This window comes from Rossellomorea aquimaris TF-12, from assembly GCF_001648555.1.
Lineage (GTDB): Bacteria > Bacillota > Bacilli > Bacillales > Bacillaceae_B > Rossellomorea > Rossellomorea aquimaris.
The window spans coordinates 37,024-59,760 of record NZ_LQXM01000029.1 but is presented as its reverse complement, the minus strand read 5'-3'; the positions used below and the strand labels follow the sequence as shown (position 1 = coordinate 59,760).

Genomic DNA, 22,737 nt, shown 5'->3' with positions numbered 1-22,737 from the left:
AAGCCTATTTTTAAGCTTTACCGATGAATGACCGTATTCTATTAACGGTTAGTTAAGAACGACACCTAACATACAACATACTCCTTAATATTCCTCATTTAGTTACAACTTTATTTTAATGTTTCCTTTAAAGTTTGTCAATTAGGCCTATTCATCAATCTTTTCGATCGGTTGTGTTGAAATTTCTTAAATTGAAATCTGATAAAGCACCCTACACAAAAACCTAATAATGCGATAGATGCAGCTAAAAATACCATGCCAGAAAATAGATAATAGCCAATGCTCCATCCAATTAATGAACTGATGAACGCACTTCCTAAACAAACTACTGCAATGGCACCATTGAATTGTTGTTGATCAAAATCCTCAGGAGGATAACTGGACATTTCTTTTTTTAAGAATCGTTTACCTACGTGCATTACGGGATTAAATCTAAACAAGAGTCCTGAAAGGCCGGCAATGAAAGGAAGGATTAATAACCATTCCATATTTGTTAACCAGGAAACAACTACACTTATCACAATAAACCATTGATTTATAGAAACTAAAGGCTTCGGGATTGAATTCGAAATATGAGAATCCACTTTAATTCATACCTTTCTTATTGGAATTTACGTATATGTTTAGTTTAGCTGAATTCCATTAAAAAATCAAAAGAAAAAACCGAAAGATATGCCCATTTTACGGCTTCTCCGGTTATAGATTATATTTATAGTTTTCTTAATATTTCTGCATGACGCTGCTCATCATATGCAGCCCTTGTAAATCTTCTCTTAGCACGGGGATCTGTTAACCTGTTCGCAATGGATAAATAAAAAGATACAGTTTCTGACTCATCCTTTATACTTTCACGAACACCTTGACGATAATTTGTTGGTAAGTCCCTAGGATTCACTATATCTATCTTTGGATACCTTCCTGTTAATTGCAAAAATGACTGAGAAAAGGCATTAAAATGGCGTATTTCATCTTGACGAATACTGAGTATAGCTTGTTTCGCTGATTTATCCGGTGCTATTGCAGCAAGCTGAGTATAATAAGAAATCGCTGTAAATTCGTCATTAATCGCTTTTTGAATATCTCGCCTCAATTGTGGATCAAGCTGTCTTTGTTCTTCATATTGATAAAAAGCACGGTGGTCATACATGAAGAAATCTCCTCCTATACATAGTCCTTACAAACTATGATAGAGGCCTATCCTTTGTTAAACATTTCAATAAATCCTTCAGAGTTTTTTGATTTCATATCTTTCTTTTAACTTTTCAGGTGCGAGCTTTACGATTAATTGTAGAATAAATGCGAATACAGCTACATCATCAATAATGCCAAATAAGACTAAAACATCCGGGATAAGATCAAGTGGCAGGATAAAATACCCCAGTATTAGTCCAATCGATAGAACCTTTTTTACAATTGATATATCTTTTGAGCGAAAAAATTCCACTAAAAATGGAACTGATTTTCGAACATTAACTAGAAATTTAAATCGTTTCAAGAGTTTCATACATACACCATCCTTATTTACATATTACATTACAAGGGGAAAATGATGAAATGAAAACAATACATATAATAGAAGATGTTTGTACTATATTCCCTGTATCCCTGAAAATGAACCACGTGTATACTTCCCCTCTATCTTTTTAGACCCTTTGCGTGTTATAATCTTTTAGATTGAGTATTGGGAGGTATTATATATGATTCAAGTATCAGATGTAAGCTTACGTTTTGGGGATAGAAAATTATTCGAAGACGTGAATATAAAGTTTAATCCAGGAAATTGCTATGGTCTTATCGGAGCAAACGGAGCAGGAAAATCGACTTTTCTTAAAATTCTCTCCGGAGAAATCGAATCCCAAACCGGACATGTATCAATGGGGTCTGGAGAGCGTCTTGCTGTATTAAAACAGGACCACTTCGAATATGAGGAATATGAAGTATTAAAAGTAGTCATTATGGGGCATACCCGTTTATATGAAGTAATGCAGGAAAAAGAAGCCATCTATATGAAGGAAGACTTCTCTGATGAAGATGGTATGAGAGCTGCAGAATTAGAAGGCGAATTCGCGGAGCTAAACGGTTGGGAAGCTGAATCAGAAGCGGCAATCCTACTAAAAGGCTTAGGTATCAACGAAGAACTTCACACGAAACAAATGTCTGAACTAACAGGTGGAGACAAAGTGAAGGTCTTACTGGCACAAGCGTTATTTGGCAAACCTGATGTTTTATTACTGGATGAGCCTACCAACCACTTGGACATCCAAGCGATTCAGTGGTTAGAAGACTTCCTAATCAACTTCGAAAACACCGTAATCGTTGTATCACATGACCGTCATTTCTTAAACAAAGTGTGTACACACATTGCTGACCTTGACTTTGGAAAAATCCAAGTTTATGTAGGAAACTACGATTTCTGGTATGAATCAAGCCAATTAGCACTGAAAATGGCCCAGGATCAGAACAAGAAAAAGGAAGAAAAGATTAAAGAGCTTCAGGCATTTGTTGCCAGATTTAGTGCCAACGCATCTAAATCCAAACAAGCCACGTCACGTAAAAAATCGTTGGAAAAAATCTCATTGGACGACATCAAGCCAAGCTCTCGTCGTTACCCATATGTTCAATTCAAGCCTGAACGGGAAATCGGAAATGATGTTCTCCGTGTCGAAGGTCTAACAAAGACCATCGATGGCGTTAAGGTACTAAATAATGTGAACTTCATACTAAACAAAGATGATAAAATCGCATTGGTTGGCGCAAATGAAATTGCGAAAACAACCCTATTCAAGATCCTTGCAGGGGAAATGGAACCTGACAGTGGTACATTCAAATGGGGAGTGACCACTACTCAAGCGTACTTCCCGAATGATAACTCCAAGTACTTTGAAGGAAATGAACCTTCACTTGTGGACTGGTTACGTCAATACTCACCAGACGATGAGAGCGAAACATTCCTTCGCGGATTCCTTGGTCGCATGCTCTTCTCTGGGGAAGAAGTTTTAAAGAAGCCAAGTGTCCTTTCTGGAGGAGAAAAAGTTCGCTGTATGTTATCGAAAATGATGCTAAGCGGATCCAATGTTCTCCTACTTGATGAACCAACAAACCATTTGGATCTGGAATCCATTACGGCACTAAATAATGGATTGATCAACTTCAAAGGTGCGATGATTTTCGCTTCTCATGACCATCAGTTCATTCAAACCATCGCAAATCGCATTATCGAAATCACAGAAGACGGTCTAATCGATAAAGAAACGACGTATGATGAATTCTTGGAAATGAAAGCTGCAATGAAGGCTTAATCGAATACAAAGTAAAAAGCAGATGCCTGGCATCTGCTTTTTTGATTTGGCTCCTGTTATCGTGACAAATTAATTCTGACCGTTTTTAACCAAAAATCCTTTAATTTGGAAATAACTTATTTTTTTTGGTAATTCTTCTTTAATGGGCTTCAATAGGTCTGCCCCTACTTTCGAAACAGCTTCTTCAATCAGACTTTCTTCTTCTTCTGTAAAGAGAATACTCCAATCATCCAGTATGCCTTCTTGATAGGTACGGATAATGTGATTTTCAATCGTTGCCGTGCTCATACCCCGCTCTTTAGCAATATCTTTGATCCCTTTTTGATCTTTAAATAAAGCATAGCTGATCAAATAGGAAGCCGTATCAGAGTTGTTTGTCTTACGAGATGATGTTGGCTTGACTACCTCCACTTGGTGATCAGGGTTTGCTTCTAAAAAAGCTGAAATTTCTCTAATGAAAACCTCTCCATATCGTTCCATCTTGCTTTCCCCTACTCCGCTAACGTGAAGAAATTCCTCTGATGTTTTCGGTATCTTCACACACATATCCTGCAAAGACTTATCTGAGAAAATAACGAATGGTGGCACCCCTTCTGAATCTGCAATCAATTTCCGAAGGGCTCTGAGGGCTTGGAATAAACCATCTTCATTAGGGATAATAGCAGAAACCGTAGGCTGTACCTTTCTAGAAACAGTTCTTTCTCCCATTAATACCTCCTTGCCTTTTGATGAAACCTTCAGAACTGGAAAACTACCACCCTCAACCTGAATAATCCCTTCAGAAATCAAATAATCGATGAATAGACCTACTTCTTTTTGGGACAAATCCTTCATTAATCCATACGTAGTCAGACGATCAAACCCCCATTCGAGGATTTTTTTATTCTTTGAACCAGTAAGTACACCACTGATGAGTGAGGTTCCAAACCTTTCATTCATTCGCATCATGCAGGACAAAACCATTTGTGTTTCTTTTGTTACATCTTCTGATTCTCGATCATCCAAACAATTACTACAGTTACCGCATGATTGATCTACCAGTTCACCAAAATAATCTAAGATATAGTTCTGTAGGCATGCTTCTGTATGAACAAAATCAATCATGTCACGGAGCTTCTGCATTTCATTCTCGTGCAATTCAGGATTTACAATATTCTGGTCAATGATGTAACGCTGTGTCTGGATATCCTGAGGGGAGAACAACAATACACATTCACTGTCTACTCCATCACGTCCTGCTCTTCCTGCTTCTTGGTAATAACCTTCCATATTCTTCGGAATTTGATAATGAACAACATAACGCACGTTTGATTTATTGATTCCCATGCCAAAAGCATTGGTCGCAATCATGATGTTAATGGAATCATTCAGAAATGCTTCCTGTTGTTCTTGTCTTAAGGTGTCAGAAAGCCCCCCGTGATATTTACCTACGGATAATCCTTTTTTCTCTAGAAATACATAAAGATTTTCAACTTCCTTACGGGTGGCACAATAAATGATACCAGAATCCTGATGATTCTTTTGTACATATCTTTCAACCCACCGTTTCCGATCTTCTCCCTTTACCACCTGGAAAAATAAATTCGTCCTCTGAAAACCAGTTAATACTTTATATTGATCCGGAATGTGTAAGTGATGAAGAATATCAGCTTGCACTTGTGGAGTAGCGGTGGCAGTAAGAGCGAGTATGGTAGGCTTTGTTTGAAGTTGACTCACTGCATTGTAAATCCCTAAGTAGCTTGGTCTGAAATCATGACCCCATTGGGATAAACAATGCGCTTCATCAACAGCTACAAGAGGGATGGGCAATGTATTGAGGAAACGGACAAATCCAAAAGATTCCAATCTCTCTGGAGCAATATATACAAGCTTGAACTCACCTAGAGAAATCTCTTCCATTCTTTTCTCAACTTCACTGGTAGAAAGAGTACTATTAATATAGGTAGCTGGAATCCCCTGATGGATTAAAGAATCCACCTGGTCTTTCATAAGAGAGATGAGTGGAGAGATAACAAGTGTTACGCCTTCTAACATTAGGGCGGGAATTTGGTAACATAGAGACTTTCCTCCACCTGTCGGCATAATGCCCACTGTGTTTTTCCCATCTAATATGTATTCAATAATGCTCTCTTGACCGTCCCTGAATTCATCATAACCAAAGTATTGCTTTAATACCTGTTTTGCTTCTGTGATCACAATCTTCCCTCCAAATAGAATTCTTATCATTATATTGTATTAGAGATCAATGGACGTGCCAATAGGCAGACTGAAAGTTCCAGTAAAAAATCCCCCTGAATCTTTATTTGTAAGGGGGAAGTTACTTTTTACTTAGATCGAATAAACCTTGTTTCCGGAATGCCAGGTTTCAACAACCCGTATGCTGTTTATTTCATTTTTTGAAACTTCCAATGGATGTCGATCCAATAGAATGAAGTCCGCACGTTCTCCTTCTGTGATGGTCCCTGAATTGTAAGATTCATTTAATTCGATCAAGGTGGCCATGGACGTATATCCACGAAAAGCCTCATCTATTGAGAGCTTTTCCTGAGGCTGCCACCCTCCTTCCGGCTTCCCGGACAGGTCTGTCCTATTGACGGCTGCAAACATTCCTTCAAAAGGATCAATGGAACCAATAGGCAGATCTGAACTCAATGTATATGGTATACCTCGCTTTACGATGCTCTTAAACGCGTCGCAATAGGGTGCCAAATCCTCTCCTACCCATTTAACCTTTTTATCCCATTCTCCCATCAAGAATGAAGGTTGTGTTTCAATGGTAGGCTTGACCTTTTCCAAGCGATAGAGCAAATCTTCGCCTAATGTTTGGGCATGGATGATTCTGTGATGAAGTGTATCTGTTTGTGCCTCTTCTTGTTCCAGTGCCGTTATGGCTTGTTCAACAGCTTTGTCCCCAATGGCATGCATCGCTACCTGCATTCGATTTTCACCTGCAAGCCTGATTATTTCATTAAGTTCCTTTTGAGAATAAATTAAGATACCATTTGTATCAGGTCGATCCTTATATGGAATCCTCATGGCAGAAGTGTGAAGACGTTGGGTCCCATCAAGAAAAATTTTCACCGCGCCTACCTTTACATGATCGCTACCTTCACCAGTGCGATGAGGATGGTGTTCAAGAAAATCCTGCAAATGCTCTTTTTTAAAGATGTAGTGGTGTAAATATACTCTTAATGGTAATTCCCCTTCTTTCTCTAACTCGCTATATGCACTCCATAAACGGGCATAGGACCCTATGAAATTCAAGTCATCCGTGTGTATGGTAGTAATACCGTGCTTCAGAATATGGGGAATCCCCTGTCTGATAGCTTCTTTCGCTACATCAGAACTTCTGCTCCGAAAATGATGTTTGATGAAGTGAACGGCACTATCCTTGAAACGCCCTGTCCACTCGCCACTATCATTTTTTTCTTTAAAAGCCTCAGGAATTTCATTAAATTCATCTTCATCCTTTAATAAATCGAGAACTTTATGATTGACGACACATTCGTGTCCATCTTGATGAAGAAAAAACATATACGTATGTAAGTGCAATTCATCCAGATCTTTTCCTGTTAAAAGGTCATTTCGATCCTCGAACTCACTATCATTGAGACCTCTACCGACAATCCAATCCCCCTTTTCCATTTTAGGGTAATATTCAAGGACTTCGTTTTTCATTTCTTCCCAACTCTTAACATGTCTTAGATCTAATTCTTTCTTCATTAAACCGTATCGCAAAAAATGCATATGAGTGTCATGAAATGCAGGAGATAGCACTCTTTCCATCGCATCCAATGCATTTTTTGTTTCCCTTTGTCCTCCGCCTTCCTTTATATCCCTAATCCCCCCTTCCTCGATTGTTACAGTGTATTTCTTATTGGGATCTGTATAGTTCATACCGTCATATAGTCTTACATTCGATAATTTCAATTGGCACTTCCTCCTTTTCTGTTATATATTCTCTTTTTACCTCTCCTAAGTTTGATTAAACTTTAAAAAAAAGCCGTACATGAATATTCTTACATTCCATGTACAGCCTCTTCACTAAATTAAAACCATTTAACTTTTTTTTCCTCTTTATTTACTTCAACAGGCTTAGACAGCTTCCAAAAGCCATCCCACACAGTTTCTTTACGGTCACTTTCAGTAGAATTACTTTTCACTTCTTTTTCTTTCTTGGACATGGTGCTCCCTCCTTTAATACATACATACATTACATACTATTCAAATGTAAAAAAAGAGTTTAATAATTTTTAAAAAAGAGGATTTCTATGAATAAAATGTAAATCGTGTAGGAGGGGATTATTCCCCGTAACCCTTCACACCTCCGCCGTAGGTACGGTTCATGAAAAAAGAACCAATCATATGATTGGTTCTAAACGTTCATTAGGACGATTTCATTGTTGGATGCGGATTATCTACCACTTGTAAAACTTTCGTTGAAGTAACCATATCAGCCTTGCAAAGTGGGCATTTAGGTGTATCTTCACTTTTAAAATTATCTCTCATCCAGCCTTTACAATCTTCAGTGGAACAAGCCCAAATCTTTGTTTCCTCTGTTTTAATTTCTTCTTCAACTTGATTTCTACGACCAAAAGCCATTGAATGTCCTCCTTTAAGATAAGTAGGATTTCCGTGCTATGCATTCTAACAGGAAAATAATAAGTGTGCTAATTTATTCTGCAGATGTATGTGGTTTTTCTTGTGTAACAAAGTAAAGACAATAATAATTTCTGCGATTATATCTATTATACCATACTTTCCATCATATTTATATATGAAGCGCCCCCCCATTGAAAAGAAGGATACTAGTATAAATCACATCATTATTTCTTATTCTTTTTTCTAGATGATTTTGCCTTCGTACCCCCAGTTAATTCTTGGTTTGTTGTACCTTGCCCCTCTACTTGAGAAGAACCTAAAACTGCTTTTGATGGATCCTCTTTCTTTCTGCTCATCACCATCACCTCCATTTATACTTTCTCCAAATAAGAACTATTTTATGTGGTTAAAATACTCGTAATTGTTTGAGTAAAATTATCTCTCATGGGAAGTCTATAAATATCAATAAGGAGCAAGGTGTTGAATTATTGTGTTTAGAAAAAGACGAGTAGATAAAGATGATCCTAAATTAGAGTCACCTCATAGTACTAATTTAGATGCCCTTCATAAGGATATAGTGTCTCTTGTAAGTAACAGTGAAGATTTAGTCTTAAGACTCCTGACTTTGCAAAATCAACGAATTGGGATTTTTTACTTCGAAGATTTAATTGATACGAAATCCCTTCAAGACAGTGTTATTAAACCGTTAGAGAAAATAACTGACGATATTAATTTTGAAGTAATAGAGAATTCAATACATATCGCAAAGCTTACTCAAACCAATCAGCTAGACGACATCATTAATAACCTTGTAAATGGTACTGCGTATATTTATAGAGAAAGAGATAACCTTGGGATTTTAGCCGATGTTGCAGATAAAGGTACACGAAGTTTGGAGAAAGCAGAGACAGAATCCCTTGTTTTCGGTCCCAAAGTTTCATTTACAGAATCTATTTCCAAAAACCTTAACCTTTTGCGCTCCAATATTAATGATCCTAAGTTGTGTGTTGAGACCTTTATGATTGGGTCAAGGGCGAAGAAAAAAGTTCAGATGGTCTACATAAAAGATATAGCTGAAGTGGAGAATGTAAACATATTTCGACAAAGAATTACCGATTTAGAGGTTGATAGCATTTTGGACTCAACTATTCTGGCTCAAATGATAGAAGATAATTCTTACACGTTCTTCCCTCAACTTCTTACAACAGAGTTACCTGATCGACTATCGATTTCACTTCTTCACGGGAAAATTGGGTTATTAGTGGATAGAAGTCCGACTGCCATTATTGGACCCTCTACTTTCATGACTTTTTTTGAATCAACGGAAGATATTTATATGAGATGGAATATGGGAACTTTCCTTAGATTTCTACGATTAATTGCCATCTTCTTTTCCATTCTCTTAACCCCCGCTTATGTGGCGGTTCTCACTTATCATTACGAGGTTATTCCATCAGCATTATTAGTATCCCTTGGTCAATCACGCTCAAATGTACCCTTTCCTCCAATGTTCGAAGCTCTTCTATTAGAATTCATAATCGAATTGCTAAGAGAATCAGGGGCAAGACTTCCGACCAAAGTTGGCCAGACCATGGGTATTGTTGGTGGTATTGTTATTGGGCAGGCTGCTGTACAGGCTGGATTTACCAGTAATATATTAATAATCATTATCGCTATAAGTGCTCTCGGTTCATTTACAGCCCCCAGTTATTCGATAGGCACAGCTGTTCGAATTATTCGTTTTCCAATCATTGTAATGGCTGGGTTTTATGGAGGAGTTGGAATCATGTTCTGTTTTTGTTTCCTGCTCATTCATTTGCTGAAAATTACTACCTTAGGAAGACCTTATTTATCTCCACTCTATCCCTTCCGCTTTAGTGATTTAAAATACAGTATTTTCCGTCTCCCATACCAATATTTACAAATTCGACCAGTAACCAATCGCACTCAAGATAAAGGTCGAATTCCAAATAAAAATGCCGTTCAAAAGAAAGATGTTGATGAATAAAGGATGAGCTGAATGAAAATAAATGTAGATCCAAAAGAAAGTTTGTTATTTAATTCATACTTAATTATGTTTATTATACACACAGCTCAAACAGGTGTTGGTATAGCAGGATTACCCAGAATTATTTTTATGGAAGCAGGTCGAGATGCTTGGATTTCTGTGCTTCTTTCCTGGATCCTCGTATCGTTTGTTGTATGGTTAATGGTTAAAATACTTGAGACCTATAAAAGCGCAGACCTTTATGGAATTCATCAAGATATCTATGGAAAGTGGTTTAGTAAAGTCTTTAACGCTCTTTACATTCTGTATTATGTTATCCTCACCTACGTCATATTAATGAATTACGTTGAAATGGTTCAAGCTTGGATTTTCCCTAAACTGCAAACTTGGTTATTAATGGGGTTATTAATATTCCTTATGGTATATGGGGTGCTTGGAGGAATTAGAGTAGTTGTAGGTATCACATTTCTAGGGTTGGTACTGGCTCTTTGGATCGTCTTCATGATTTATACACCTATTAAACATATGGATATTAATCACCTACTACCTATTCTTACATCTTCACCGAAAGAAATGTTAATGGGGGTTTATAAAACGAGTTTTTCCATCATTGGATTTGAATTGATACTTCTGTTATACCCTTATGTGAAGGAAAAGAAAAAAATATTAAAATATACACTTTTAGGAACATTTTCCTCCACACTTCTTTTTACAGTGGTAACGATTGTAAGCATAGGCTTCTTCTCAGAGGATGCCCTAAAAAAAACGATTTGGCCTGTGTTATCTATGTTTAAAATTTTGCAAATCCCTAACTTAGAGCGTTTTGAATTTATTGCTGTCTCTTTTTGGATGCTAATCATTTTGCCTAATATTTGTATCTTTTTTTGGGCAAGTACACGAGGGGTGAAAAGGGTCTTTAATATCTCACAAAAAAAAGCTATCTATTCTTTAGCCTTATTAATATGGGGAGGATCATTTTTAATTGATAAACGACTGACGATGAATTCTCTAACAGATCAGTTAGCTACCGTTAGTTTCATTTTAGTATTTATCTATCCAAGCTTTCTCTTTATATTAGTAAAACTTAAACATTTAAAAAAGAAAGGATCTTCCTCGTGAAAAAATTCTGCCTTCTTCTTCTAATTCTCATTGTTTCCTGCTTCATGGTCAGCTGTGTTGAAACAAGATACTTAGAAAAACTTGGACTAATTACTGCTGTTGGCTACGATAAATCGGAAAATGAAGAAATCAAAGGGTCTTTAGTTCTTTATCAATTTAACCCTACTCAGCAAGACGTTGAAAAAATATTAACAACCAAAGCAAAGACAAGTAAAGGAATCAGATTATCTCAAAACCTAGAAACGGATCATAAGCTCGCTTCAGGTCAGTTACGTGTTGCTATTTATGGCTCTGAACTAGCTTCGGAGGGAATTGCTCATCTTGTGGATACATTAGAACGTGATGCATCCATTGGGAATATGGTTTACTTAGCAATCTCTCATTCAACAGCTGAAGAAATTCTTACGTATGAAATGAAAGAAAGACCTTCTAATATGGGTACATATTTATATAACTTGTTACGTCAAAACCTCGAAAGTGAATTATTGGTTCCACCAACACTCCAGGAATTCATCACAGATTATGGAAGTGTTGGTAAGGACCCGGTGCTACCAATACTTACCGCTTCTGAGGGAAAAGTAGGAGTTGGTGGGATTGCTTTATTTCACGGAGATAAATTTGCCAAAGAAATAGATAATGAAAAGATATTCTATATTCGCTCACTAATAGAAGAGTATAAACTTGGTAGCTTAGAGGTTGAAATTCCATTAGATAAATTCGATTCTTTTTTACTAAATACAAATCATTATCAAGAAGAAATGGAAGAAAAGAAACAAAAACTCTATATTACCTTAGATAGTATAAAATCAAATCATAAAATTAAAGCAAAAAAACAGAAGAAGCCTGAATTCACTATTACATTAAACATCGAAGCAAGGTTACTTGAAATGTCTGAAGAACTTAAGCTTTCTGATCCTAAAATTTTAAATTTACTTGAAAAAGAAATAAGTATCTTCCTAGAGAAAAACTTAAAGGAAACAATCGATTTACTTCAAAGAGAAGGCACAGATCCTATTGGGTTTGGGATGGAGTATAAAACGATAAGAGGTCACCAAGACCTGACAAATGAAAAGTGGCAGACACTATATAAAGAGGCCAGCTTTAAAATAAACGTAAAAAATAAGATTATTCGTACTGGAGTCATTGATTAAGGAGACAAAAAAACAAACAGTTAGGGTTCGTTCCTACCTGTTTGTTTTCATAGATTCATCAATTTTATAGGCTGTTTCAGAATCATCAATAATAACCATCGGTTTATCATCTTCGAACAAAATTAAGCCATGGTAGACTTGTAAGTCATCATCACACGCTTCACAAAAAGCCACTTCTCTTTTGTCCCAAAAGGCTATAGAATGATATTTTTTCATTTTCTTATGAGGAAACTTTTCTTGAAAAGACTGAATGTCCTTTATATATTTTTCAATCGCATCATGTTTATCCTTAAACGTCCATTCTTCCATAATATCTTTTTCCCAACCATCAAAAAACCACCACGGTTCTGCATCACTTTTTGTGGAAACGACTCTCCATCTCTTTTCCAATGCTTCCCCCTCCTTTATTACCTATACAAATTGTACCTAACTTATAGAGAAAATAAAAATGTTTCACTTTTTTTATAGTCAATTTCTTAAATGTACAAGCATAAGTTAAGAACTATAGGTGTTCTTTATTACTATCTGTCCAATTCTGAAAGGTGAAAATTAATTTACACCTTCGTTCTTATGATCGCCTGATGTAATGTTTTAAAAAAGGAGGAATAAATGTTGAAATTTATCGTCGTAAAGAAAGGGTCTATTATCTTCATCTTACTTTCAATTATGATATTAACGCTTGGAGCTGTTTGGTCATTATCCTCTAAAAATACCTATCCAACGATTTCCCTATCAGAAAAGGCTTCAGATAAACAAACCGTCCACCTCGTAATAGGCGAATATAAATCAAAAACCGTAGACGGGAACGAATTAGAGGTATACCGATGGGATCCTGGTACAATATTCGTAGAAAAAGGGAAAGAGTTGGAGCTTCGGATACTAGGAATAAATGGAGCGGAACATCCTTTCTACATTGAAGGAACCAGTGTAAAAGGCATCGTAAAAAAAGGAGAAGAAACAGTGGTAAATGTTACTTTTTCCAAAGAAGGAACCTACCGATTAATTTGTGAAGCTCATAAAATCCTTGAAAACAACGGCCCGATGATTGGCTATATCATTGTAGATTAATAAATAGGTAATATGACTTAAACCGTTTATAAAGGCTATCCATCCTTTTGCTTTTGTGAACGGTTTCTCCCCTATAATAAGAGAACACCTAAAAAATAGCCCCCCAATCCAGAAAGGATTGAAAAGATGTAGCCTGCAATAAAATAAATGCCTGCTTTAAGATTACCTTCATTCCATAACTTAATCGTTTCCCAGTTAAAGGTTGAAAATGTAGTAAAGGCCCCACAAAACCCTACTCCTATTAATAGCAAGGTCGTCTTTCCAACCTCACATCCAAATAGAATTCCAAGCAATAAAGATCCAAGAGAATTCACAATCAATGTCGCTTTAGGAAAAGAGCTTGAACTTAAATTTCTCACCAAGTTTGCTATCATATACCTGCCTACTGCTCCAAGGCCCCCACCGACTGCCACTAGAAGTAAACTATACATCCAGATTTTCCTCCTTACTTCCTCTTCTTTGCCCTAGTTTATATCCTAATAATCCAAAACTAAGTCCTCCAATACTACTGATAAAAAAATATAACAGTGATTTGAGCCAAAACTCATCTTGAATATATCCAACAAGCTCTACACTAAAAGTAGAAAATGTAGTGAAAGAACCGAGGAAACCAGTTGCAAAAAATAAAAATGTATTTTCATGATTTCTCGATAAACGACTATATAAATAAACTAAACAAAAACTACCAAATAAATTAACAAACAGCGTGGCAAATGGAAATCCATTTTCACTTTGCAAAAGATAGCTTATTCCCCATCTAAAAATGCTGCCTAACGCTCCACCCACTGCAACTAATACATATTTTTTCATACAAACATCCTTAATGATTCATTTTGAAACCTACTTCATACTAAAAACGTATAAATAGTGTGGAAAAGAAATTAATTACAAAGTATACTCTAACAGAAATAACTTTTCATTAAAGGAGACCACTCATTGTCATATATCATTATACAAGATTTGATGGAATTTTATATTAGTCCTTTATATATAGCGATAATATTTTCTTTTATTGTTTCATTCATTTGGTTTAACTCCACAATATCTTTGAACTGGTATCCAAATCAATCCAAATATCGATTGAATGATCCATGTCAATTAATAAAAAAAGATGTAAATGAGTGCATAGTACCTGTTGGAATTTTGGTGTGCAGGATATTAAAGCTGCAATTGTATCATGATGATAAGGAAGACATCCCCTCTTCAATGTTTATCTGAATTCAAAGAGAAACAGAGGAGGAAAACAATTGAAGAAAATATCTCTTTTTATTACCTTAATATTCTTAAGTTTCATTGTTTCAGGATGTCAAAGTGCAACAACGGAGGGTAACTTTTTCCATGACTTTCTCGTTAATCCTTTTACTTACGTTATTCACGAGCTTGGAACTCTTTTAGGAGGTAACTTTGGTCTAGCAATTATCATCATAACGTTGCTCATTCGTCTTGCTCTCCTCCCATTTATGCTAAAGACATACAAAAACCAGCAGGAAATGAAGGGGAAAATGGCAAACTTAAAGCCTGAATTAACTGACATTCAAAAAAAGATAAAAGAAACAAAAAATAAGGAGGAACAAAAAAAACTACAGCAAGAAATGATGTTTCTTTATCAGAAACATCAAGTGAATCCATTGAATATGGGTTGTTTACCCTTAATTATTCAAACACCTATTTTGATTGGTTTATTTTATGCCATTCGATCATCCACTGAAATTGCAAGCCATACATTTCTTTGGTTCAATCTAGGTCAGCCTGATATTTTCATGGCTGTACTGGCTGGGATTATTTATTTCATTCAATCCAAAGTTTCCTTGATAGGTATGCCAAAGGAACAACAAGCGCAAATGAAAATAGTAAGTTACCTTTCGCCCATTATGATTCTAATTTTTTCTTTTAACGCACCAGCCGCATTACCTTTATATTGGGCGGTTGGAGGGTTGTTCTTAGTTCTTCAAACTATGCTCGGAAGATCTTTGTATCAGCAAACACAAGTCTCAGTCGAGAAAAGCTTATAAAATAAAGGGTGACCAATTTTTTTGGTCACCCTTTTATATTTACAATGATTCTTTTTTTCTGATAATTGTTATTCCAGCTATGAGTAGGATAATCATATATAAAAAGAAAGGATAAAAAAGAATTTGTGAATGAAGATCGTTTTTATGAACGGTTGATCCTTTTTCACTTGAAGCGAGAGTACTTTCTTGCTTCAAGCTAGATTGCTTCTTCATTTCATTAAGATAAATGGATGATATCTTCTCATGATCTTGATTGTACAAGGTTAACTCACCGTCAGCATTTAGCTTTTCAGTGATGTTGCCACTAATAGGTTGAGTGTAATTGAAATTTTCACTAAGCTTATATGATTTGTCTTTATATTGAAAGACAGTACCTTTTGGGATGTAACTCTCTGTAAAGCTATTCAATCCATAATCTAACAAGCCTTTTGTATCTGAATATATTGCTTTTTTCGATTGAGCTTTTAAGGCTACAACCACAATAGAAAGCTCTTCATTTTCAGCGGATGTTACAAGAGTATGTTTAGATTCATTGATATAACCATTCTTTCCTCCCGTTACCTCAGGGTATGGAAGTTCACCTTTAACCATTTTATGATGATTATAAAGGGTTGTATCCCACCCCTTTGATGACCAATCCATAGATTTTTTTCCAAAAAGCTCTTGAAACTCTTTGTTTTTCAATGCGTAACTTGTAATTTTCGCCATATCATAGGCAGTAGTATAGTGGTTTTCTCCAAAGAGTCCATGGGGATTTTCAAAGTGAGTATTTTTCACTCCCACTTCTTCTATTAAAAATTCATTTAATTTATTCATGAATTTTACCTCTGAGCCTTCTGTATGTTCTGCAATAGCAACCGCTGCATCGTTCCCGGAATTAATCATCATTCCTTGCAATAATTGGTTTAATGTTACTTGTTCTTCAGGTAGCAAGAAAACGGTGGATCCTTCGGTATCCGTTGCATGTTTACTAATAGTAACGGTATCCTGTACATTACTATGTTCAAGTGCATAGATTGCAGTGGCAACCTTTGTAATACTAGCTGGATTCATTTTTTTATGGGCATTCTTTGAAAAAAGTACGCTATTCGTTTTTGAATCTATTATTATAGCCGATTGGCTGAATAGAGCCTCAGGCTTTTCTATGTTTTTTTCTTCTGCTGATGCAATAGACGAAGTTCCCAAAAGGATGACCAACGCCATTATCCATTTTTTCATATAACCACACACCTGTCTTGTCAATGTACATCATCATTCTATCAAAGAACGAATTGTTTTAATCATGAATGTGTTAAATGTTAAGAAAATGAAAGAATAGAGTAAAATCCTTACAGGACATAAAGTATATATACATTTCCCTTTTACTTATACGAAATAGTATTAAAACAGTATTTCCCTTTCTACCTAATTTGCAATAAAATAAGAATAGGGATATGAAACTTTTTGTTTATTTAGAACGTAATACTTATAAGTATCTTTATTAAGGGGTAGATGGTATGAGTTCATTTCTACAGTTTTCATTTAGGTCTTTTGTATCGTTCAGTTTCGGAGTAACGAGTTTTTTCGTTTATTTAATAGGAGTAGACTTAGGTTTTTTCCTAACCCTTCTTATTAGCTTAAGTACAGGCGTCCTTGTTTATCTAATTATTAAAAGGATTCAATTTCGTTTGTGGCTAAATAAAAACGGGCTTACTTCAAAAGAATTTCGTTATATTAAAAAAAATCTAAAAGAAGCGAAGGAGAAAATTAATCGACTTCAAAAACAACAACTAAAGGTAAGGTCTTTAGGTGCTTTCAAACAAATTTTAGATATTAATCGATTAAGTAGACGGATCTTTCAATTAGTCAAAAAAGAACCAAAGAGATATTATTCTGCAGAGTCGTTTTTTTACTATCATTTAGATTCAGTTGTTGAGATAACAGAAAAGTACACCTTTCTCGCTTCTCAACCGGGTAAAAATAAAGAATCCTTTTTATCACTGCAGCAAACACGTACCACACTCGATGAGCTCACCCGTTCACTTGAAGATGATTTACAAAACGTGTTAGCCAGCGATGTAGACACTCTGCAATTTGAATTACATTTCGCGAATAAACATATATCGCAGAAGAAAGACTTAAAATAGTTTTTTAGGGGGATATTTATGGAACAACGAAATGAATTAAATGAACTCGATCAGCTGCTTTCAAACCCGTTTGATGAAGAGCTTCCTCCAGTAAAAGGACCATCTACATTATTATTGGACCGGTTACCTCAAGAACAGCAAATCAAGGCAAAACAATTAGCTGAGCAGATTGATTATAAAGATTATGAAGCCATTCTTAAGTATGGTACAAATGCTCAAACTCAATTATCAAATTTCTCTCATTCCATGTTAGATCATGTACAAAAACGTGATATAGGACCAATCGGAGATGTTTTAGGCGATTTAATGAAAAAGCTTGAACAAATGAACCCTGATGAATTGAATGCTAAGCAAAAAGGATTCTTTAAAAAGATGTTTCGCAAAGTCTCTTCTTCCCTACAAGAAGTGTTGTCAAAATACCAAAAAATCGGTTCCCAAATTGATCGGATTTCCGTTCGACTAGAACAGTCTAAAAAAACGCTTCTGGATGATAATCGCTCATTAGAGTCTCTCTATGACAAAAATAAAGATTATTTTAAAGCCTTAAATATTTATATTGCTGCTGCGGAATATAAACGAGAGGAAATTCAACAAACCCTTCTCCCTTCTCTTAGGAAAAAGGCAGAAGAAACTGAGGATGATTTAATTTACCAAGAAGTAAATGATACGATGCAATTCGTTGACAGATTAGAGAAACGGATTCATGATTTGAAATTAAGCAGGCAGATGACCATTCAATCAGCACCTCAAATTCGTTTAATTCAAAATACTAATCAAGCCTTAGCAGAAAAAATCCAGGCATCTGTTCTTACTGCAATTCCTCTATGGAAAAATCAAATCGCCATCGCTCTTACGCTGATCAATCAACAAAAAGCTGTTTCTGCTCAAAAGCAGGTTTCTCGTACAACAAATGAGTTGCTTCTAAAGAATTCGGAAATGTTAAAAACAAACAGTATTGAAACAGCCAAAGAAAATGAACGCGGGATTATCGATATTGATACGTTAAAAAAGACTCAAGAAAACCTGATTGCTACAATTGAAGAAACCCTTGCCATTCAAGCAGAGGGACGCCAAAAGCGTTATCAGGCTGAACAAGAAATGGTTACAATGGAAGAGGAATTGAAGCAAAAGTTACTACAATTCAAAAAATAAAAAGAGATGCCATGGCATCTCTTTTTTACTTATCATCGTTATTTACTATGGCATCTGTTATCGCTTCAAATTCTTTCTCTGCAATGGTGCTTGTAATTATTTCTTCTTTTTCAAGCTTTATGATGGCATCATACTCTGCATACAATGCATGCTTTCTTAAACTTGCAATTTGGTCTGATTTTAGCGAAGGGTTTCTTTCAAACAGATCATCTAGTTGAGCCTTGAGCATATCTATTCTCTTTTTATATTTATCGATTAGTTCATTTGAGACAGGATCCGTTATATATAACTTTTGTTTAACTCGATGTATTTCAGAAATCGCCGTTTCATATCTGTGTAGTTGGGAAAGAAGTTTTTCAAATTCCTCGTGCCCTTCCTCTTTAGGTTTAACTCCTAAAACATTAATTAATGGCTTAATGGTTAGCCCTTGTACCACCAAGCTAAAGAGTACAACACTAAATCCTAAAATCAGTACTTCTTCTCTTCCGGGGAAATCCCTCGGCAAACTAAGGACTAAGGCGATGGATAGTGACCCTTTTAGTCCGCCCCAATTTAATATATGTTTCCATTTATGAGGAAAGTTTTCTATAAGTGATAAACTTGTATAAACTGCAATGCTTCGTGCTACAATGACAAGTGGGATTGCTCCTAAGATAAACATCCATTTATCTAATAAATCGATTCGGGTAATTTCAAGACCTACCATTAAAAACACGAGTGAATTAGCAAGTAATGCTGCTACGTCCCAAAAGTTACTGATATTCAACTTAGTAGTCGGACTCATTCCAATCTTTCCTCCATAATTTCCAAAGATAAGAGCTGCAATAACAACTGCAATAACTCCAGAAGCATGAACACTTTCAGCAAGAAGGAACGAACCGTAAAATAAAATAATACTAAAAATAATTTCTAAAGGATAATCATCAAAATATTTCGTTAAAATTGAAAAAGCGTACCCCAATGATCCTCCTATAATAACCCCTAAGGATACAACTCGAATAAATTCCCATAATCCACTACCTAATCCAGCCCATCCAGCATCTATGTATGACAATAGATAATAGGCTGAAATATTAAATAAAACGACCGCTAGACCATCATTAAATAAACTTTCACCTTCTATAACGACAGCAAGCCTTTTCTTTACACCAACACTTTTGAATATGGATAATACGCTCACTGGATCCGTTGCACTCATTAATGCCCCAAATACAAATGCAGCTGGTATAGGAAAATCAAAGAAATAATAAGCTGAAAAGCCAATAATTAAGAAAGAAATAAAAGTACCGAGAAATGCCAATGCAAGAATGGGTTCCTTATTTGATCTTAATTGCGTGTATGGCAATTTTAATGCTGCCTCTCCTAATAAAGCAGGCAAAAATAAAGTAATAATAACGAAATTGAAAACTTCACCCTCAGTAATAAACTCCTTAAGGGGTTCCAAAACTGGAATATTAAACAAACCAATCAGTGCTCCAACAATTACAAGAGCGATAGGATAAGGCTGCTTAAATTTTTTAGCAATTGCTGTAATACCTGCTGCAATCATCACTAAGATAAGCCCTAGTTCAAAAATATGATGCATGTCTAGCTCGTGCACTCTAATACCCCCTATATATGTAATCCATATCAATTTTTTGAAAACTGATCCTGAAGAATGGTATACCCTTTTACATCTTAAGCTACCCTCCAATCTCATAAATATTAACTTACGTATTATTAACCAGTTCAATAATTGATGGCATTCTTTTTCCCATTATTAGAAAAAACCGAAACAATAAAAAAGAATGACCATCTTCACCTATAACAATAAAGTAGTCATTCACACTTATTATACATTTTTTTCCTCACTTGATAAAACTTTTTATTCATCTATTTAACCGAAATCCAAGTAAAAAATCTTTTATTAAACTTCACTTTTTCTTGTTTCCAACCATATTGATTTACTTTTTGATTATAGTGTCGATATTCTTGAAAATAAGCATCCATTTCTGACAAGTTCGTCATATGTTTCAACCCCTTTGATTTGTTACTCTTATGTTATGACAGAAATCCATTCGTTGAATGATAAGGATGATGGATTTTCTATCAGACTTAGGGCTGATTTTCTTTCATCCCTCCTGGTTAACGTCTTATCATCACCAAGCTGTTTTCACCTAATTGGTGCAACTGCTATTGAATTAATTAAAAATATCCAAATGAAATAGTAAATATAAGGTAAACGAAAAACGATCACACCATTCTTAGTGTGATCGTTTAATTTTTCATTAAATACTTTTGTATAGTAATTTACGTAGCAAAGGGAATAACACTTCAGGGAGTTCTTCAACATCTGATACTAAAATGCTGTAATTGCCATAAATGTTTTGTATCGTTTTTCTCTGACCCTCGTCGATTTCACCATTTGCTAAAAATACATTTATTACTTCAATTCCTTGCTTTCTCGCATCCAAAACGGCTTCATGAGTATCCACAATACCATTTTGCTCGTAGTCCATTGCGGCAGGTTCACCATCAGAAAATACGAGTAAGAACTTTTGTTTTTCATTTCTTTTTAAAATTCTTTCAACCATCAACCTTATAGCAAAACCATCTCTATTGTCCTCTTCCGGTTGAAGTTGCATGATTTCTGAACCACTCGATGGTATTAATGATGAATAAAAATCTAACACAGGATTTAAATAATTAGGTTGAATTGTTTTTGTTGCCTTATTTGTATCCTCCCAGAAACCTACAACCTCATGAGGTACTCGGACAGACTTTAAGGACTCGTGAAATAAGGTAATTCCTAGCTTAGTTTGATCCATCTTGTCAAACATAGACCCTGAACAGTCCACAAGTAGCGAAAATACAGCATCTATTTCAGAGGAAGGGTTTTGCTTCTTATAAAATAGTCTAGGATTATCATCCGTTATAAAGCGTAATAGCTTTTTGTTTAATCGGCCAAAGTGTAAATCACTTCGAGGCTGAATTCGTTTATGCTCTAACGTTTTTTCAATCATTTTTTGCAACTTCTTCTGATATGGAGCAATAAGAAGTTTATTACTTTGATAAGACTTCTTTTCCTCAGCAGTTGGGACAGTTGGTGAAATAATATGTGGAACAGCAAATCGGTTGTCTCTGCCGTACTCACTTTCCCCTCCACCTTTCCGATCATCATGTTCCTGCTCCTCTGCCTTTACATTTTGATACTGTTCCTGTTCAGTCTCTTTTGCAGACCCTTGTACCATAGCCAGGGCCTGATCTCCATCGTCACCTTCTCGAACCCCTTCACCCATAAGATCCGACTGAGAACCCTGGTCCAAATCAAATTGAAGAAAGGATTCCCCCTTATCACTTGTTTCACGGTGCCAAGTCCGAAATTCTTCATCCATTACCTCTTCTTCACCCGTGCTCTCTTCCTCCAAGACATCTTGATTTGCTAATGGATCTTTTCTCTTTAAATCTTCAAAAGAATCAACAGGTGAATCTGCCTTTCCATAAACATCCTCTGGTAAATGAAAATATTCATTTAACATATCTCTTTTTACAATTTCGTCTACTACTTCAACAATTCCCATACAGACTATGGATACATCCTCTGTTGTTTTCGTTTCATAAAATCGAGAAATTTGCCCTTTTATATATGGCATGGCTAAATCGATTTCTTCATTAATACTAACTGGTTCTTCTAGAGGAGATTGGGCATTTAGAAGAAGAAATATACTATTGAAGAGAGAATCTGTAAATACACTTTTTGTTAAATTCACATTTAACTGGGCTTGGAAATGTTGTCGATACAATTCCCTTCTAATCGCAAATGATTTTTTTGTTCCTGGACGTTTCTTTTTGCAAATTTCCTCTAACCGTAAATCTTCACCAATAACAAATAGTTGTTTAGCAAAACGCGGAACAGATGTGTTTTTCACTTTATCAATATACTTTACAATTTCATCACTATTTGTTTCCTTAAGATTACCAATTGTTCTTAAGAAAACATCACTCTTTAATCCATTTACTTCTTCTTCTCTTTTGCGATGATCCCAAAAGTGGCTTATGAAAACCGTCTCTTCTTTCACGTCAAGATAAGAAAACGGACCATACTTTACAGTCATTGCACCATTTCTGGTTAATGTCTTCGCTAAGTCTGACATCTCCATAAACAGGAAAGAATCAATAGTTTCATCATTAAATTGAATAAATCGCTGCATTATTTTTCCC

23 protein-coding genes are annotated in these 22,737 nt (G+C 35.6%); 8 read left to right on the top strand and 15 right to left on the bottom strand.

Annotation, left to right across the window (positions count from 1 at the left end; genetic code table 11):
* Nucleotides 1-137: 137 nt before the first annotated feature.
* From IQI_RS13815 to IQI_RS13805, 3 genes are all read right to left on the bottom strand, one after another.
* Nucleotides 138-584 carry a DUF4395 domain-containing protein gene (locus tag IQI_RS13815; RefSeq protein ID WP_082892722.1) on the bottom strand — a complete coding sequence of 149 codons (447 nt, stop codon included), beginning with the start codon at nt 582-584 and terminating at the stop codon, nt 138-140.
* A gap of 125 nt (nt 585-709) precedes the next feature.
* Entirely contained in the window at nt 710-1,147 is a 438-nt protein-coding gene (locus IQI_RS13810; protein WP_064093243.1) for a ferritin-like domain-containing protein, read from the bottom strand.
* A 78-nt stretch (nt 1,148-1,225) separates the two neighbouring features.
* The gene (locus IQI_RS13805) at nt 1,226-1,504 is read right to left on the bottom strand and encodes a YkvA family protein (RefSeq protein ID WP_064093242.1); all 279 of its coding nucleotides are present in this window, start codon (nt 1,502-1,504) and stop codon (nt 1,226-1,228) included.
* A 193-nt stretch (nt 1,505-1,697) separates the two neighbouring features.
* On the opposite strand from IQI_RS13805, the gene IQI_RS13800 reads away from it, so the two are divergent.
* Nucleotides 1,698-3,299: an ABC-F family ATP-binding cassette domain-containing protein gene (locus IQI_RS13800; RefSeq protein ID WP_064093241.1), complete on the top strand. Its 1,602-nt coding sequence runs from the start codon at nt 1,698-1,700 to the stop codon at nt 3,297-3,299.
* Nucleotides 3,300-3,368: 69 nt separating this feature from the next.
* On the opposite strand, the gene recQ is transcribed toward IQI_RS13800, so the two are convergent.
* From recQ to IQI_RS20660, 5 genes are all read right to left on the bottom strand, one after another.
* Nucleotides 3,369-5,495, bottom strand: a complete 2,127-nt coding sequence (gene recQ, locus IQI_RS13795) for a DNA helicase RecQ (protein ID WP_197489754.1) — start codon at nt 5,493-5,495, stop codon at nt 3,369-3,371.
* Between the two features lie 132 nt (nt 5,496-5,627).
* Nucleotides 5,628-7,229 carry an amidohydrolase gene (locus IQI_RS13790; protein ID WP_064093239.1) on the bottom strand — a complete coding sequence of 534 codons (1,602 nt, stop codon included), beginning with the start codon at nt 7,227-7,229 and terminating at the stop codon, nt 5,628-5,630.
* Between the two features lie 119 nt (nt 7,230-7,348).
* Nucleotides 7,349-7,483 (bottom strand): hypothetical protein, encoded by a 135-nt coding sequence (locus tag IQI_RS21195; RefSeq protein WP_268874496.1) that lies wholly within the window; start codon nt 7,481-7,483, stop codon nt 7,349-7,351.
* 202 nt (nt 7,484-7,685) lie between these two features.
* Nucleotides 7,686-7,901, bottom strand: a complete 216-nt coding sequence (locus tag IQI_RS13785; protein WP_064093238.1) for a cold-inducible protein YdjO-related protein — start codon at nt 7,899-7,901, stop codon at nt 7,686-7,688.
* A 224-nt stretch (nt 7,902-8,125) separates the two neighbouring features.
* Complete coding sequence (locus tag IQI_RS20660; RefSeq protein ID WP_156509911.1) at nt 8,126-8,257, bottom strand: YuzL family protein; 132 nt, start codon at nt 8,255-8,257, stop codon at nt 8,126-8,128.
* A gap of 134 nt (nt 8,258-8,391) precedes the next feature.
* Between IQI_RS20660 and IQI_RS13780 the strand changes: the two genes are divergently transcribed.
* The 3 genes from IQI_RS13780 to IQI_RS13770 are packed head-to-tail and all read left to right on the top strand — an operon-like array spanning nt 8,392 to nt 12,179.
* Complete coding sequence (locus tag IQI_RS13780) at nt 8,392-9,909, top strand: spore germination protein (protein ID WP_156509910.1); 1,518 nt, start codon at nt 8,392-8,394, stop codon at nt 9,907-9,909.
* A gap of 12 nt (nt 9,910-9,921) precedes the next feature.
* Entirely contained in the window at nt 9,922-11,028 is a 1,107-nt protein-coding gene (locus IQI_RS13775; protein WP_064093237.1) for a GerAB/ArcD/ProY family transporter, read from the top strand.
* Nucleotides 11,025-12,179, top strand: coding sequence for a Ger(x)C family spore germination protein (locus tag IQI_RS13770; protein ID WP_064093236.1), 1,155 nt, complete (start codon nt 11,025-11,027; stop codon nt 12,177-12,179). Before IQI_RS13775 ends, IQI_RS13770 begins: the two co-directional genes overlap by 4 nt.
* A gap of 33 nt (nt 12,180-12,212) precedes the next feature.
* Here IQI_RS13770 and IQI_RS13765 read toward each other — a convergent pair whose 3' ends face one another.
* Nucleotides 12,213-12,569: a DUF1033 family protein gene (locus tag IQI_RS13765; RefSeq protein ID WP_064093235.1), complete on the bottom strand. Its 357-nt coding sequence runs from the start codon at nt 12,567-12,569 to the stop codon at nt 12,213-12,215.
* Between the two features lie 219 nt (nt 12,570-12,788).
* On the opposite strand from IQI_RS13765, the gene IQI_RS13760 reads away from it, so the two are divergent.
* Nucleotides 12,789-13,247: a cupredoxin domain-containing protein gene (locus tag IQI_RS13760; protein WP_156509909.1), complete on the top strand. Its 459-nt coding sequence runs from the start codon at nt 12,789-12,791 to the stop codon at nt 13,245-13,247.
* A 71-nt stretch (nt 13,248-13,318) separates the two neighbouring features.
* Here the strand turns inward: IQI_RS13760 and IQI_RS13755 are convergent, their stop codons facing one another.
* Both IQI_RS13755 and IQI_RS13750 read right to left on the bottom strand, forming a co-directional pair.
* Nucleotides 13,319-13,678 (bottom strand): fluoride efflux transporter FluC, encoded by a 360-nt coding sequence (locus tag IQI_RS13755; protein ID WP_064093234.1) that lies wholly within the window; start codon nt 13,676-13,678, stop codon nt 13,319-13,321.
* Complete coding sequence (locus tag IQI_RS13750; RefSeq protein WP_064093233.1) at nt 13,671-14,057, bottom strand: fluoride efflux transporter FluC; 387 nt, start codon at nt 14,055-14,057, stop codon at nt 13,671-13,673. Before IQI_RS13750 ends, IQI_RS13755 begins: the two co-directional genes overlap by 8 nt.
* Before the next feature lie 437 nt (nt 14,058-14,494).
* Here IQI_RS13750 and yidC point away from each other — a divergent pair, with 437 nt between their 5' ends.
* The gene (gene yidC / locus IQI_RS13740; RefSeq protein WP_064093231.1) at nt 14,495-15,259 is read left to right on the top strand and encodes a membrane protein insertase YidC; all 765 of its coding nucleotides are present in this window, start codon (nt 14,495-14,497) and stop codon (nt 15,257-15,259) included.
* Between the two features lie 39 nt (nt 15,260-15,298).
* Here yidC and IQI_RS13735 read toward each other — a convergent pair whose 3' ends face one another.
* Nucleotides 15,299-16,477 (bottom strand): D-alanyl-D-alanine carboxypeptidase family protein, encoded by a 1,179-nt coding sequence (locus tag IQI_RS13735; protein ID WP_064093230.1) that lies wholly within the window; start codon nt 16,475-16,477, stop codon nt 15,299-15,301.
* 278 nt (nt 16,478-16,755) lie between these two features.
* On the opposite strand from IQI_RS13735, the gene IQI_RS13730 reads away from it, so the two are divergent.
* Nucleotides 16,756-17,385 carry a 5-bromo-4-chloroindolyl phosphate hydrolysis family protein gene (locus tag IQI_RS13730; protein WP_064093229.1) on the top strand — a complete coding sequence of 210 codons (630 nt, stop codon included), beginning with the start codon at nt 16,756-16,758 and terminating at the stop codon, nt 17,383-17,385.
* An 18-nt stretch (nt 17,386-17,403) separates the two neighbouring features.
* Complete coding sequence (locus IQI_RS13725; RefSeq protein ID WP_064093228.1) at nt 17,404-18,537, top strand: toxic anion resistance protein; 1,134 nt, start codon at nt 17,404-17,406, stop codon at nt 18,535-18,537.
* Between the two features lie 25 nt (nt 18,538-18,562).
* Here IQI_RS13725 and IQI_RS13720 read toward each other — a convergent pair whose 3' ends face one another.
* From IQI_RS13720 to IQI_RS13715, 3 genes are all read right to left on the bottom strand, one after another.
* Nucleotides 18,563-20,137, bottom strand: coding sequence for a cation:proton antiporter (locus IQI_RS13720; RefSeq protein WP_156509908.1), 1,575 nt, complete (start codon nt 20,135-20,137; stop codon nt 18,563-18,565).
* Nucleotides 20,138-20,409: 272 nt separating this feature from the next.
* Complete coding sequence (locus tag IQI_RS21190) at nt 20,410-20,544, bottom strand: hypothetical protein (protein ID WP_268874495.1); 135 nt, start codon at nt 20,542-20,544, stop codon at nt 20,410-20,412.
* Nucleotides 20,545-20,804: 260 nt separating this feature from the next.
* The gene (locus tag IQI_RS13715) at nt 20,805-22,727 is read right to left on the bottom strand and encodes a vWA domain-containing protein (protein WP_064093227.1); all 1,923 of its coding nucleotides are present in this window, start codon (nt 22,725-22,727) and stop codon (nt 20,805-20,807) included.
* Nucleotides 22,728-22,737: the final 10 nt, after the last annotated feature.

Excerpts from the sequence above, each read along its gene's own strand:
- IQI_RS13810 (WP_064093243.1), bottom strand. The coding sequence starts at position 1,147 with ATGTATGACCACCGTGCTTTTTATCAATATGAAGAACAAAGACAGCTT.
- IQI_RS13805 (WP_064093242.1), bottom strand. The coding sequence starts at position 1,504 with ATGAAACTCTTGAAACGATTTAAATTTCTAGTTAATGTTCGAAAATCA.
- IQI_RS13800 (WP_064093241.1), top strand. The coding sequence starts at position 1,698 with ATGATTCAAGTATCAGATGTAAGCTTACGTTTTGGGGATAGAAAATTA.
- IQI_RS21195 (WP_268874496.1), bottom strand. The coding sequence starts at position 7,483 with ATGTCCAAGAAAGAAAAAGAAGTGAAAAGTAATTCTACTGAAAGTGAC.
- IQI_RS13785 (WP_064093238.1), bottom strand. The coding sequence starts at position 7,901 with ATGGCTTTTGGTCGTAGAAATCAAGTTGAAGAAGAAATTAAAACAGAG.
- IQI_RS20660 (WP_156509911.1), bottom strand. The coding sequence starts at position 8,257 with ATGAGCAGAAAGAAAGAGGATCCATCAAAAGCAGTTTTAGGTTCTTCT.
- IQI_RS13775 (WP_064093237.1), top strand. The coding sequence starts at position 9,922 with ATGAAAATAAATGTAGATCCAAAAGAAAGTTTGTTATTTAATTCATAC.
- IQI_RS13760 (WP_156509909.1), top strand. The coding sequence starts at position 12,789 with ATGTTGAAATTTATCGTCGTAAAGAAAGGGTCTATTATCTTCATCTTA.
- IQI_RS13755 (WP_064093234.1), bottom strand. The coding sequence starts at position 13,678 with ATGTATAGTTTACTTCTAGTGGCAGTCGGTGGGGGCCTTGGAGCAGTA.
- IQI_RS13750 (WP_064093233.1), bottom strand. The coding sequence starts at position 14,057 with ATGAAAAAATATGTATTAGTTGCAGTGGGTGGAGCGTTAGGCAGCATT.
- IQI_RS13735 (WP_064093230.1), bottom strand. The coding sequence starts at position 16,477 with ATGAAAAAATGGATAATGGCGTTGGTCATCCTTTTGGGAACTTCGTCT.
- IQI_RS13730 (WP_064093229.1), top strand. The coding sequence starts at position 16,756 with ATGAGTTCATTTCTACAGTTTTCATTTAGGTCTTTTGTATCGTTCAGT.
- IQI_RS13725 (WP_064093228.1), top strand. The coding sequence starts at position 17,404 with ATGGAACAACGAAATGAATTAAATGAACTCGATCAGCTGCTTTCAAAC.
- IQI_RS21190 (WP_268874495.1), bottom strand. The coding sequence starts at position 20,544 with ATGACGAACTTGTCAGAAATGGATGCTTATTTTCAAGAATATCGACAC.
- IQI_RS13715 (WP_064093227.1), bottom strand. The coding sequence starts at position 22,727 with ATGCAGCGATTTATTCAATTTAATGATGAAACTATTGATTCTTTCCTG.